Raw genomic sequence first — 12,757 nt, forward strand, 5'->3', positions numbered from 1 at the left:
CGGCCTGACCTGCCGACATCCACGCCTCGATCGCTGTCACCTCCAGCAAACCGAATCACGACCCAAGCGCCACCGCCAGGGGGTTTCCGGAGGTGTCCACCCTCTACGCAGTCCAAGCGATCTTGAAGAATATGTGACGTGTGATCAGGAACTGGCGCTGTTCGCGAAATCCAGCGCTATGAGACCCTGGAGCGCGGGGCCGTAGAAGATCCACGCAGATCTTACCTCGGCGAAGCCGTCCCTATGAACTGCGCAGGCAGCACGGCAGCGCAGCGGAGTCATGTGTTCGGTGGCTGTCATGGCGCTGGTTGCGCGCAGATCGATGTGCCTGCATTACGCGCGATGGTCGCCTTGCGTAAACTAGTTCAAGCGACGCGGGAGTGCGCCATTGTGACAAGTCCTACCGTAGGTTGCGCGATGGGTCCAGGAGCCACGACCGCCGCAGGCGCGGTCCCATACACTGACGTTGAGCTGCGCGAGTTGACGGACGAAAATGAATGCCCCGGCAAGCAGCTGGCGGCGGCCGAGCGGGGCGAGAGGCTGGACGCGAAGGCCGAAGCCGCGCCGCAGGCGAGCGAGGACCGCTGGCCAATGACCTTCGAGCTGATGCACGAGGGCTTCGCACACTGCGAACTCGTCTCCGGTCCGGACGGCCGCGCGACCGACTTCCGTTTCATCGAGGTCAACCCGGCCTTCGAGCGCCTGAGCGGCATTCGCTCCGCCGAGGCGCTGGGCCGCACCGTGCGCGACGTGATCCCAGGCATCGAGGAGAAGTGGATCGAAACCTATGCCCGCGTCGCCGAGAGCGGCGAGCCGGCGCATATCGAGGGGCCCATCGCTGCGCTCGGCCGGTGGTACGAGGCGCATGCCTACCGCACCGGGCCGCGGCGCTTCGCGACGCTTTTCATCGACATCACGGCGCGCCACGTGGCGGAGGAGGCGCAGCGCAGTGCGGCCGCGGAGGCGCGCGCGGAGCGGCGACGGCTGCAGGCCGTCCTCGCCAGCCTGCCCGTCGGGGTCGCGGTGACCGACGCGGAGGGACGGCTGCTGGAGGCCAATGCCGAGCTCGCGCGCATCTGGGGCGGCCTGACCAGCTCCGACGCCATCCCCGACTACGCCGCCTGGTGCGCGCGATGGCCTGCGACCGGCAAGCCGGTCCTGCCGGAGGAATGGGCCGTGGTGCGCGCCTTGCGGAAGGGCGAGACGACGATCGGCGAAGCCGTCGACATCGAGCGCTTCGACGGCGGCGGCATCCGTCCGACCTTGACTTCCGCCGCACCGATCCGCGATGCGGCGGGCGCGATCATGGGCGCTGTCGCGGTGCTGCTCGATGTCTCGGCCCAGCGCGAGGCCGAATCCCGCTACAGCGCAGTGGTGGATACGGCGGCGGACGCGATTGTCGTCAGCGACGAGCAGGGAACCATCCTGTCGGCCAACCGCGCGGCCGAGCGGATCTTCGGTCGGCAGGCCGGCGAGATGATCGGATGCAACGTGCGGATCCTCATGTCGGAGCCGGACAGCGCTCGCCACGACGGCTACATGGCGCAGTACCTCGGGACGGGCGAGCGTCGCATGATCGGAGCGGGGCGCGAGGTGGAGGGGCTTCGCGCCGACGGCACGCGCATCGCGCTCGATCTCTCCATCGCCGAGTGGCGGGGCTCCGGCCAACGTCGCCAGTTCACGGCGATCCTGCGCGACGTGTCCGACAGGCGGGCACGCGAGCGCGAGCTGCGCCGGATGGCCGCGCAGCAGGCGGCGATCCTCGATGCACTGCCGGCTCATGTGGCGCTGCTCGATTCAGAGGGCCGCATCCTGGCGGTGAATGAGGCCTGGCGGCGCTTCGGCGACCGGAACGGCCTGATTTGCCCGGAGTCCTGCATTGGCCGGAGCTATATCGAGGCCTGCGATGCGGCCGCGGCAGCCGGCGAGCCGGAAGGCGCCGCGGTGGCGGCGGCGTTGCGCGAGCTGCTCGCCGGGCAGCACGGACGCGTGGAGCGCGACTACGGCTACACCTGCGACGCGCCCGGCGGCGAGGAGCGCTGGTTCCGCCTGGTCGCGGCACCGGCCTCGGTCAATGGCGACGGAGCGGGCGGTGCGGTGGTGATGCACCTCGACATCACCGAGGCGCGGCGCAACGAGGAGGCGCTGCGCCATGCGGAGAGGATGGAGGCGATCGGCGAGCTGACCAGCGGGCTCAGCCACGATTTCGCGAACGTGCTGCAGGCGATGATGTCGGGCCTGCGTATGCTGGAGCGGGGCGCGTCGGACCGCGCGCAGCAGCGCATTGCGGCCGAGACGGCGGAGGCGGGCTCGCGCGCGAGGGCCCTGGTGCGCCAGCTCCTCGCCCTCGCCCGCCGCGAATCGCCGCAGCCCGAACGGATTGTGCCGGCGGATGTCGTGATCGGTATGCAGGATCTGCTGCGCCGCTCCGTCGGCCCTCCCGTCAAGATGCTGCTGGAGGTGCCCGACGACACCTGGCCGATCCTGGTCGAGGCAGGTGGGCTGGAGACGGCGCTGCTGAACCTCGCGATCAACGCGCGCGACGCCATGTCTTCCGGCGGGCGTCTGGTGATCGGCATTCGCAATGTCTCGCTTTGCGAAGGCGACGCCCTCCGCCCGAACCTGCCGCCCGGGGATTACGTCTCGATCACTGTTCGCGACACCGGCGCCGGCATGCCCGATGAGACGCGGGCCCGGGTCTTCGATCCCTTCTTCACCACGAAGCCGCGCGGCGAGGGCACCGGGCTCGGCCTCGCGATGGTCAGCCGGCTGATGCGCCGCTCCGGCGGGCATGTGCGGCTCGACAGCACGCCGGGCGAGGGGACCGAGTTCGAGCTCCTGTTCCCGCGCGCCGCATAGGACAAGCGCGCGAGCGGTTCCAGCCCGGCGCGTGAACGCCGCACGGGGCAGTCCACCGCCCCGGTCCTGCCTCGGCCACACCACTGCCGGCGACGGGGTCCCGCGCCGGACGCTGTAACTTGCCAGCCGCTACTGCACCTCGGACGAGGCGTGCCGGGCCTGGACCCCCACCGTTGCCGTGCTCGCCCTGACGCTGCTGCAGATCGCCGGCTGCAGCACCGCCAGCTCGGCGGCGGGCGGCACTACCAGGTCATCCCCTGCCGGCGCGGCAGACAACCCGGACGAGCGCACCAGTTCGCGGAAACTCCACCGCTGCAGAGCCAGACATCCTGCGCCTCGGCGCCGAGTACGTGCAGCTGAACCCTTCGCTCCTTAATGAGGCTGAATGCGAGATCAACGTGTGGCGGCCTGCCGCACGCGCGCTCATCGCGGAGCAGAGCGCACGCGCGCTGAGACGCGCGCCGACCCGACGCCGGCCAGCACGGCGACGATGCTGCTGGTCGCGCTGAAGGCGTTCGGCGTGTTCACTAGGTGCGAACTGGCAACGCCCTGCTGCCGAGATCGATGGTGCCCCCAGTTCCGTTCTGGAACCTGACGCTGTCCGTTTCCGCCGCCGACGCCCATGCGGTCAGCGTGATTCCCTGCAAATCGAGCGAGAAGCTTGCGCGCGCGAAGTCGCCGAGCACCGCGCCGGTGATGGTCACGGTCGTGGTCGCGCCGACGCCTGCAGCGAGGCTCGGCGGAGCGTAGGTGACGCTTGCCTGCAGCGGCGCGGCGCGACGAGCGCCCACGTGCTGCCGTTCCAGCCCCACTGCGCTAGCGTCGCGGCATCGAACACCGTCAGCCCGACGAACGGCGCGTAGAAGACCCAGGCGCCGCCGATGCGCTGCGCCACCCGGCTCGCCTGTCCAGCCCAGGCGCCGGTCGGGCTCGCGTCGACGATCCGACACTCTTTCTCCGTTGGCGAGCCGGGTGGCACGTTGAGCAGGATCTGCTGCACAGCCAGCTGCGTTACCTGCGGATCCCGGCGATTGCTAAGGGGCTGGCTGAATCGTGCTGCCTGCAAAGGCGCAGCTCAAAGGGAACCACGATGGCCCAAAACCTTACGCTGCTCCAGATCAACGACACGCACGGTTACCTCGAGCCGCACCCCGAGCTGGTCTGGGAGCCCGACGGCCGGCCGCACCACGTGACTCTGGGCGGCTACGCGCGGCTCGCGACCCTCTTCCGCCGAGCGCGCGAGCAGAATCCCGGGCGCGTCGTCGTGCTTGACAATGGCGACACGCTGCACGGCACCTTCGCTGCTGTGCACTCGAAGGGCGAGGCGCTGGTGGAACCGCTGAACGCCCTCGGGATCGACGCGATGACGGCGCACTGGGAGTTCGCCTGGGGCGGCGAGCATCTCCGGTATCTCGCGACACGCCTGCGCCATCCGCTGCTCGCCATCAACTGCTACGAGGAAGGGACGGGCAGGCTCGCCTTCCCCCCCAGCACCATGCTGGAGCGCGACGGCATACGCATCGGGGTCATCGGCATCGCCGCCACCATCGTCGACAAGACCATGCCGCCGCACTTCTCGAAGGGTCTGCGCTTCACGCTAGGCGAGGAGGAATTACCGCAGCATATCAGCCGGCTGCGGGACGAGGGGGCCGCACTGGTCGTCGTGCTGTCCCATCTCGGGATGCCGCAGGATGTGAAGCTCGCCGGTCGCGTGCCCGGCATCGACATCCTGCTGAGCGGCCACACGCATAACCGGCTGGCCGAGCCGATCCATGCGGGCGGTGCGGTGGTGATCCAGTCGGGCTGCCACGGCTCCTTCGTCGGCCGGCTCGATTTGGAGGTCGCCCCGGGCGGCGGCCTTGCCGGCTTCGCACATCGTCTGGTCATGGTGGACGACGGCATCCCGGCGGACCCAGCGATGCAGGGCCTGGTGCATGGCATCCTGGCACCACACCGCGAGATGCTGGGCCGGGTGGTTGGCCGCACGCGCGATGGCCTCGACCGCACGACGATGCTCGAGGCGTCCATGGATACGTTGCTGCTGCGGGCGATCGCCGAGGCTGCCGGGACGAGCGTCGCCTTTTCCAACGGGTGGCGCTACGGGGCGCCCATTCCCCCCGGTCCGCTGACGATGAACGATTTGTGGAACATCATCCCGTCCAACCCGCCGGTTTCGACCGTCGAGCTGACCGGCGCCGAGATGCGTGCGATGCTCGAGGAGAACCTCGAGCGCACCTTCGCCGCCGATCCCTATGCGCAGATGGGCGGTTATGCGAAGCGCTGCCTTGGGCTGCAGCTCGCGGTGAAGATCGAGAACCCGCCGGGCCACAGGATCGACCGCGCCTTCGCCGAGGGCGCACCGCTCGACCCGGAGCGGCGCTACCGCGTGGCCTATGTGACGGCACAGGGCGTCCCGGCGCGGTACGGGCGCGACCGGCGCGATCTTCCGATCCGCGCCATCGATGCGCTCGAACGGTATCTGACGAGCGCCGGGCCGGAGGGTGTGAAGGTCGAGCTTCCGGCTTTGATCACCGCCGTCTGACCGCCCTGCTCACCGCATCCAGAGCGCCGCTGCCGCGGAGCGCGACGGCGACCACTTCAAGGTGGAAGAGGCGAAGCGTTACGGCCAGGACGTCGAGGACCTGCGCATCGACGCCCGTACGGGCCAGGTGCGTGACGGGAAGCGGCTGAGCGAGGACCAGGCACGCAACCTGCTGCGCGACCAGGGCTACTCCGACGTCAGCGATGTGAGCCGCGACGGGGATACCATCACGGCCAAGGCGAAGCAGGGCGACCGCGAGGCGCGCCTGCGCATCGACGCGAACACCGGCGCCGTCTCGCGGCAGCAGGCCAGCAACTGATCTCGCGCGTCGTATCGATCGGCGCGGGCGCGCATCTCGCGCGTCCGCGCCGACTATCGGGACCTTCAACCACTCGAGAGGAACGGACATGAGGAACGTGAGGAACACGCTTTCCGCCACCGGCATCGCGGCCGCGCTTCTGGCAGGCACGGCGCTGGTGGCAGCGCCCGCGGTGGTGCAGGCGCAGGGGTATGGCGAGCGGGGCAGCCAGTACGGCTCCGGCTGGGGTAGCCGCGGCATGGAGGATCGGGGACGCAGCGATTACGAACGCGGCTTCCGCATGGGCCGCGAAGACGAGCGCCGCAGCCGCTTCGGCTCGGGCCAGTACGGCGGCCAGTCGCAGGGCTATGGCCAGTCCTACGGCGGCCAGGGCTGCGTGGTCGGTGGCATACGCGGTGGGGAGAGCTACAATGCCCAGCGCGCGGGCGACCGCATGGGCGAGGACCGCATCCGCGAACGCCTCCGTGAGCGCGGCTACTCTGACATCGAGAACTTCGAGCGCAATGACGGCCGCTACACCGCCGATGCGCGACGCTACGGCGAGCGCGTGGAGGATCTGCGCGTCGATCCGCGCACGGGCCGGGTGCTCAACCAGAGCCGGCTGGATGAGGACCAGGTGCGGAACATGCTCGATGACCGGGGCTGGTCCGATGTCGGCAACATCGAGCGCAATGGCAACGTTATCAGCGCCCAGGCCCGGCGTGACGGCCGCACCTTCGATCTGCTCATGAATGCGCGGACCGGCGAGGTCCTCCATCGGGAGCGCCACCTTGGCGAGGATCGCATCCGCGAGCGTCTCCGTGAGCGCGGCTACTCCGACATTGAGGGTCTGGAGCGTGACGGCGGCCGCTACACCGCAGATGCGCAGAGGTACGGCGAGCGCGTGGAGGACCTGCGCATCGACCCCACGACCGGCTGGGTGCGCAATCAGAGCCGGCTCAACGAGGAGCAGGTGCGGAACATGCTGTACGACCGCGGCTGGTCGAACGTCGGCAGCATCGAGCGCGACGGCAACATCATCAGCGCCGAGGCCCGGCGTGATGGCCGCAGGTTCGACCTGCGCCTGAATGCGCGGACCGGCGGCGTCCTCTACCGCGAGCGTCGCGACCGCGATCGAGAGAGTGGCAGCGACGACTGACGCCGCTCCAACCGCTGCCGCCCCGGGGCCGGGCCCTCGCCAGCCCCGGGGCGGCTTCAACAACAAGGAGCGACACGATGGGCACCGTAATGAAGTTCTTCGGCGGCGTAGCGGGGATCATCTTCCTGATCGGACTGCTCGTGGTGGTCGGCCTCCTCGCGCTGATCTTCTGAACCGCACCACCAGGTGGCGTGCCGCTTCCGCACGCGCTGCCAAACGTTGAATACGCAAAAAGAGGATACGACATCGCATGGTTGACCAGACCACGAAGAGGATCGCCGCGGCGGCCACCCTGATGCTGGGCATGTCCGTCGCCGCCTGTGACGACACCACGACCACCGGCGCCAATCCCGAGGACCGCACGACCGCAGCCCCGGCTGCTCCGCCACCCGCCGCGACGGGCACGCCGGCGCCGCCGCCTCCGACTGCGGCGGCACCTCCTCCGCCGGCCGCGAGCGGCGCGACAGCCCCGCCGCCGCCAACCGCCGGCGGTGGCATGACGACGCCTCCGCCTGCCGCTCCACCACAGCGGTAGGCACCGCATCGCCGGCCGAGGCTCGCCGCCGGAACGGCGCAGGCCTCGGCCGCGCCATGCGCCGTCCAGGCCAGCAGCACGGAAGGCAGACAGGAGGGGAGTGCGTCTGCCGGCAAGCGTCGCATCCTGGCCGCGACACCGCGCGCATCGTGCTCCTTGTCGAGGAGGGGATCGGCGTCTGCTCCATGGACAACGCTAGCCAGCGGTTGAGAGCGGCCGCCGGATCCTTCACGCGATACTCGACGTTGTCGCGCATGCTCCGCTTCGTCAGGCTCCATCTCCGCTCGATAGCGTTGACGTAGCACCGCCGACCTGATTGATGGGACTTGCGCATGTCGGGGGGCAATCGCAAGCATGAAGGGGTGGTTCATCAGCGGTCCGGCGCTGGGGTTGTGCGTGCTGGTATCGGTTGCATCGCCAGTCGCTGCATCGGCTGCTCCGGCGACGGCCTCGGCGGCGCCGGAGCCCGCGGCGGAGCGAGTGCTGGTCGTGCAGTCGGGCGACACGCTGGAGGGCCTGCTGACAGGTGCGGGCATCGCACGCACCGAAGCGCATGGCGCGGTCAGCGCCCTCGTGCAGCATTTCCCGCCGAAGGCGCTGCGCCCTGGGCATGAGCTCGTCATCCGCGTGGATCCGGCGCGCGACGATGCGCTCGTCGAGTTGGAGATCGAGCCGGCGCCGGGGCGGACCATTCACGTTCGCCTGCAGGGCGAGCAGTGGGAAGCCGAGGAGATCGTGGCGCCGCAGCAGCGCATGCTGGCCATGGCCACAGGCGCGATCGAAGGCGGCCTACTCCCGAGTGCGACGGCCGCAGGGGTGCCGGCCGGGCTGGCGCTCTCGTTGATCCGCGTCCTCGGTCATCAGATCGACTTCCAGCGCGACATCCAGCCGGGCGACCGCTTCTCGATCCTCTTCGAGCGTTTCCGTGGCGACGACGGCGCACTCCTCGGCCATGGCCGGGTGCTGCAAGCCGAGCTGATCCTGTCGGGGCGCCGTCTCGCCTTCTGGCGCCACGAGATGCGCGACGGCACGACGGACTGGTTCGACGCTGCGGGCAAGAGCCTCAGGCGTGCCTTCCTCCGCACGCCGCTCGACGGAGCGCGGATCTCATCCGGCTTTGGCATGCGCAACCATCCCGTGCTCGGTTTCACGCGTATGCATCGTGGAACCGATTTCGCGGCACCGGCCGGCACGCCAGTCTATGCCGCGGCGAACGGCACGGTGATGTCGGCGCGCCATGAGGGGGCCTATGGCCGCATCGTGCGGCTGCGGCATGCCGGGGGAGTGGAGACGCGCTACGCACATCTGTCGCGCTTCGCGCGTGGCATTGCGCCGGGGCGACGCGTGCGGCAGGGCAGCGTGATCGGCGCGGTGGGCTCCACCGGGCTCTCGACGGGCCCGCATCTGCACTACGAGGTGGTAATCGCAGGCCGTGCCGTGAACCCGGCGCAACAGACCGCCCGCTCCGTCCAGCTGGAGGGGCGTGAGCTCGCCGCCTTCCAGGCCGCGCGCCGCATCTTGGTCCAGCATGCGGCGAACATCGGGCCACGCTCCGAGATCGCCCTGACCGAGGTCGCCCAGGCGGATTAGGGTGCCCGTGTTCCCGGGTCGCGCGCCTAGGACGGCAGCGACGGGATCTCCGTCCGCGGTGCTGGGCCAGCGCCGGGGCGGCGGGCCTTGCGCACGGCGTCGGGCCGGATCGGGGCGGCCAGCACCTTGTCGATGCGGCGGCCGTCCAGGTCCACCACCTCGAAGCGCCAGCCCTTGGTCTCGACGGCCTCGCCGGCGCGTGGCAGGTGGCCCATTGCCTGCAGGATGAAGCCGGCAAGGGTCTGGTAACTGCGCTCGGGCGGCAGGGTGATCCGCAGGCGCTCGGCCATCTCGTCGGCGGGCATCCAGCCCGCGAGCAGCCAGGAGCCATCCTCGCGCTGCACCGCCGCCGGTTCCTCCCCGGCATCGACATCGGAGCGGAACTCGCCGACGATCGCGCCGGTCAGGTCGGTCGGCGTGACGATGCCCTCGAAGTGGCCGTACTCGTCGTGCACGAGCGCCATCGGCACCTCCGCCTTGCGGAGCGTGTCCAGCACGTCCAGCGCGTCTGCGGTGTCGGGCACCACCGGCGCGGGCCGCGCCAACGCCAGCACGTCGAGCGGCTCGCTGCGCAGCAGAGCCGCCAGCAGCTCGCGCGACTGAACGACGCCGACCATTGCCTCCGGCGAGCCGTCGCCGACCGGCAGGCGTGAATGGGTCGTTCGGAGCAGCACTTCCCGGATCCCGTCCTCGCCTGCCGCGGCATCGATCCAGTCCACCTCGCTGCGCGGCGTCATGACGCCCTTCACCGGACGGTCGCCCAGGCGCAGCACGCCCGCGATCATCCGGCGCTCGGCCGTCTCGATTGTGCCGTGGCGCTCGGCTTCGGCGACCAGGGAGCGGAGATCCTCGTCGGTCACCTTCGCCGGCGGCTCCTCGCCCAGGCCGAGCAAGCGGAAGATCAGGTTGCTGGAGGTGTCGAGCAGCCAGACGACCGGCGCGGCGATCCGAGCGACCATGCGCATCAGTGGAGCGACTCGACAGGCGAGGCCCTCTGGGTTGCGCAGCGCGAGGCGCTTCGGGACGAGCTCGCCGACCACGATGGAGAGATAGGTCACGAGGGCCACGACAAGGCCGAAGCCGAGCGGTTGTGCAATGGCGGCCGGCACGCCGAGGCCGGCGAGCCATGCCGCGACAGGGCCGCCGAGCGCAGAGCCTGAGAAGGCGCCGGCGAGGACGCCGACCAGGGTGATGCCGACCTGAACGGTGGAGAGGAAGCGGCCCGGATCCTCGGCCAGGACGAGCGCGGCGGCGGCACCCGGTCGGCCGGCATCGGCCATGGCCCGCAGCCGCAGCCGGCGCGCCGAGATCACCGCGAGTTCCGAAAGAGCGAAGACCCCGTTCAGCAGGACCAGGACCAGGACGATGGCGAGCTCGAACAGGGCTTCCTCCGGCTGACAGGTTCAGCGCCTTCTAGCCGAGCGCGTCGGTCGGGGCCATTGTGGGCGCGCGTCGAACACAACCTGGGGTTCTGAAGCGGCCCAATGTTTTTATGGCGGCGCGCGGCTCCACTCGGGGAATCCGCCGCTTCGCAACCTGCACGGACAGCGTTGCCGCCGCGAGATCGATCATGGTGTTGAACGCGTTGCGCGCCAGCACACGGCGGGTGTTGTTGCTTCAGACGGTGGCGTCCAACTCGGAGATTCGGCTGCTGGTCGCGAGCGAGGCCTGTGCGATGTCACCCACCCGTGCGCCGGTGACGGTGACGTCGAGCAGCGCTGTCGCCCCCGCGGCGAGGTTCGGCAGGTCCGCGGCGGGGGCGCCAGCCGGATTGTTCAGCGGGGCCCCCCGGCGATCCCTAGCTTCTTACGCCAGTCGTCATCGCGCGGCAGCGACGGATTGGAGGGGCGCTGCAGGTAATACGGGATCAGCGGCTTGTAGAGGCCGTAGAGCCGGCGGAGCTCCCGGATCGGCTCATCGTTCTCGTCCACCCGGAGGTCAACCAGGGCATAGCTGCGCTCGTGGTGAACGATGAGGGCTGAGGAGTACTGCCCCGCCACCTGTCCGCCGGCGTCACGTCCGGCTTCCAGGGAGGCCAGCAGCCGGTGGGCGAGTTCGCCATCAGCCTTCTCGAAGCCGTCCAGCATTGCCTGGGCGACGCGGTCGTTGGAAAGGCGGTTGCCCGCGACGCAGACGTTCTTCCTGGCGATGTGGCCACGCCATTCCTCGTTGCTGGCGCCGGTGCGGGCGGCCGTATTCCCGTCCTTGTCGATCACCATGATCTGCCGCCACTCGATATTCTCAGGGCCGTCGCTCTCTTCAAGCTCCTTCAGCACCTTGGCGGCTGAATAGCCCATCTCGAGGAGCTTGAGCCCGAGCGGGCCGAGACGGGGATCGCCGTTCGCCTGGACCACGAGCCCGCCGATATGGGGGCGCACGAAGGGGCACTTGGCTCCGATGGCGATCGGGCGCGTGGCGATCGCCATGCCGAACTGGCCGGTCGCTTCGCATCGCGCAAGGACGGAAAAGGTCAAGGCGGCTTCCTCCAGGGTTTCGTCAGTTAACCTGCACGCCAGCGCGGCGCACGACGTCCGCCCAGCGGGTCACCTCGCCTTCCACGAACTGTGCGAACGCCTCCGGCCCCATGCCCGATACCTCGTTGCCGAGGGCCGCCAGGCGGCTGCGAATTTCCTCGTCGCCAAGCGCGCGAGAGATCTCAGCGTGCAGTCGCTCGATCACCGGGCGTGGGGTGGCGGCCGGCGCGAACACACCGAACCAGACTTGCGCGGAGTAGCCGGGCAGCCCTGCCTCGGCGATCGTCGGCACGTCCGGCAAGACAGCTGCGCGACGTTCACCGGTGACAGCTAGCGCCCGCAGCTGGCCACTCCGGACCAGCGGCAGCATGTCCGGCATGTTGTGGAACCCGAGGCTGACGCGCCCGGCGACGATGTCGGTCAGCGCGGGCGCGGCGCCGCGATAGGGAACGTGCAGCATGTCGACATCCGCGCGCACTTTGAACATCTCGCCAGAGAGGTGTTGCGAGCTTCCGTTACCAGCCGATCCGAACGACAGCTTCCCCGGCTGCCGGCGGGCGAGCTCTATTAGCTCGCGCACGCTGTTCGCTTGAACAGAGGGGTGCACTGCAAGGAGGTTCGACACCGTCGCGACCAGGGTCACCGGCGCGAAGTCGCGGACCGGGTGGTAAGGCAGGTTCGGATAGATCGCGAGCGCCGTCGCGTGCGTAGGCGAACTGCCCATGACCAGCGTGTAGCCGTCTGCCGGCGCACGCGCGACGTGCGCGACGCCGATCGTGCCGGTCGCGCCAGCCCGGTTCTCGACGACGACGGGCTGCCCTAAGGCGGCGGACAGGCGGTTAGCGATCAGCCGGCTGAACGTGTCATTCGCTCCGCCCGGCGGCCACGGGCTGACCAACGTGATGGCCCGTTCCGGAAAGCCCTGCGCGCGGGCAGTGGACGGGCGAAGCGCGGCGGGCGCCGCGAGCGCGGCCGGAAGCAGAAGGGTTAGCCGTCGCGGGATACGGTGGGCCTACCCCGTTTGAGTGGACACCTCAGATAGGCTGAAGAGCCTGGAGGTGACGATGTCGGAAGGCGTGAAACGGCGCCGGAGCTTTCCGGAGGCGTTCAAGCTTGAGGCGGTGGCCGCGATCCGTGGCGGCCGCTCGGTCTCGCAGGTGGCGGCGGAACTGGGCCTGCCGGATCGCCTGGTCCGCTCCTGGCTAGTCGGCCGTGAACAACCCGGAAGTCTGCGGAATTCCTGGGGTTTCCGGCCGGCAGAAGTATTCGCGTTTGCAAGGCTCCTGTCCGGAGCGGGCGA

General features: G+C 69.7%; 11 protein-coding genes. 6 read left to right on the plus strand and 5 right to left on the minus strand.

Annotated elements, in window-relative coordinates; translation table 11 throughout:
• Positions 1–480: 480 nt before the first annotated feature.
• Positions 481–2,859 (plus strand): PAS domain S-box protein, encoded by a 2,379-nt coding sequence (locus tag ACESM1_RS29545; protein WP_372624849.1) that lies wholly within the window; start codon positions 481–483, stop codon positions 2,857–2,859.
• Between the two features lie 527 nt (positions 2,860–3,386).
• Here the strand turns inward: ACESM1_RS29545 and ACESM1_RS29550 are convergent.
• Together ACESM1_RS29550 and ACESM1_RS29555 are read right to left on the minus strand one after the other, a co-directional pair.
• Positions 3,387–3,563, minus strand: coding sequence for a hypothetical protein (locus ACESM1_RS29550; protein ID WP_372624851.1), 177 nt, complete (start codon positions 3,561–3,563; stop codon positions 3,387–3,389).
• Positions 3,560–3,925, minus strand: a complete 366-nt coding sequence (locus ACESM1_RS29555) for a DUF2793 domain-containing protein (RefSeq protein ID WP_372624853.1) — start codon at positions 3,923–3,925, stop codon at positions 3,560–3,562. The genes ACESM1_RS29550 and ACESM1_RS29555 overlap by 4 nt, the downstream gene beginning before the upstream one ends.
• Positions 3,926–3,949: 24 nt before the next feature.
• Between ACESM1_RS29555 and ACESM1_RS29560 the strand changes: the two genes are divergently transcribed.
• The 4 genes from ACESM1_RS29560 to ACESM1_RS29575 all read left to right on the plus strand — a co-directional run bounded on the left by ACESM1_RS29560 (position 3,950) and on the right by ACESM1_RS29575 (position 8,983).
• Positions 3,950–5,401 carry a bifunctional metallophosphatase/5'-nucleotidase gene (locus tag ACESM1_RS29560; protein ID WP_372624855.1) on the plus strand — a complete coding sequence of 484 codons (1,452 nt, stop codon included), beginning with the start codon at positions 3,950–3,952 and terminating at the stop codon, positions 5,399–5,401.
• A 61-nt stretch (positions 5,402–5,462) separates the two neighbouring features.
• A complete protein-coding gene (locus tag ACESM1_RS29565) occupies positions 5,463–5,720 on the plus strand; it encodes a hypothetical protein (protein WP_372624857.1) in 258 nt (85 codons plus the stop codon).
• A gap of 88 nt (positions 5,721–5,808) precedes the next feature.
• Positions 5,809–6,858: a PepSY domain-containing protein gene (locus tag ACESM1_RS29570; RefSeq protein WP_372624859.1), complete on the plus strand. Its 1,050-nt coding sequence runs from the start codon at positions 5,809–5,811 to the stop codon at positions 6,856–6,858.
• Positions 6,859–7,873: 1,015 nt separating this feature from the next.
• Positions 7,874–8,983: a M23 family metallopeptidase gene (locus ACESM1_RS29575; protein ID WP_372624861.1), complete on the plus strand. Its 1,110-nt coding sequence runs from the start codon at positions 7,874–7,876 to the stop codon at positions 8,981–8,983.
• A 26-nt stretch (positions 8,984–9,009) separates the two neighbouring features.
• Here ACESM1_RS29575 and ACESM1_RS29580 read toward each other — a convergent pair whose 3' ends face one another.
• The 3 genes from ACESM1_RS29580 to ACESM1_RS29590 form a co-directional block, all read right to left on the minus strand.
• A complete protein-coding gene (locus ACESM1_RS29580) occupies positions 9,010–10,365 on the minus strand; it encodes a hemolysin family protein (protein ID WP_372624870.1) in 1,356 nt (451 codons plus the stop codon).
• A gap of 393 nt (positions 10,366–10,758) precedes the next feature.
• Complete coding sequence (locus ACESM1_RS29585) at positions 10,759–11,457, minus strand: DUF1028 domain-containing protein (RefSeq protein WP_372624863.1); 699 nt, start codon at positions 11,455–11,457, stop codon at positions 10,759–10,761.
• Positions 11,458–11,479: 22 nt separating this feature from the next.
• Positions 11,480–12,355, minus strand: a complete 876-nt coding sequence (locus ACESM1_RS29590) for a tripartite tricarboxylate transporter substrate binding protein (RefSeq protein ID WP_372624865.1) — start codon at positions 12,353–12,355, stop codon at positions 11,480–11,482.
• Between the two features lie 166 nt (positions 12,356–12,521).
• On the opposite strand from ACESM1_RS29590, the gene ACESM1_RS29595 reads away from it, so the two are divergent.
• On the plus strand, positions 12,522–12,757 hold a 236-nt coding region (locus tag ACESM1_RS29595; protein ID WP_372624868.1), incomplete at its 3' end, for a transposase.

The sequence above is a fragment of the Falsiroseomonas sp. genome (assembly GCF_041690465.1).
Classification (GTDB): Bacteria; Pseudomonadota; Alphaproteobacteria; order Acetobacterales; family Acetobacteraceae; genus Falsiroseomonas.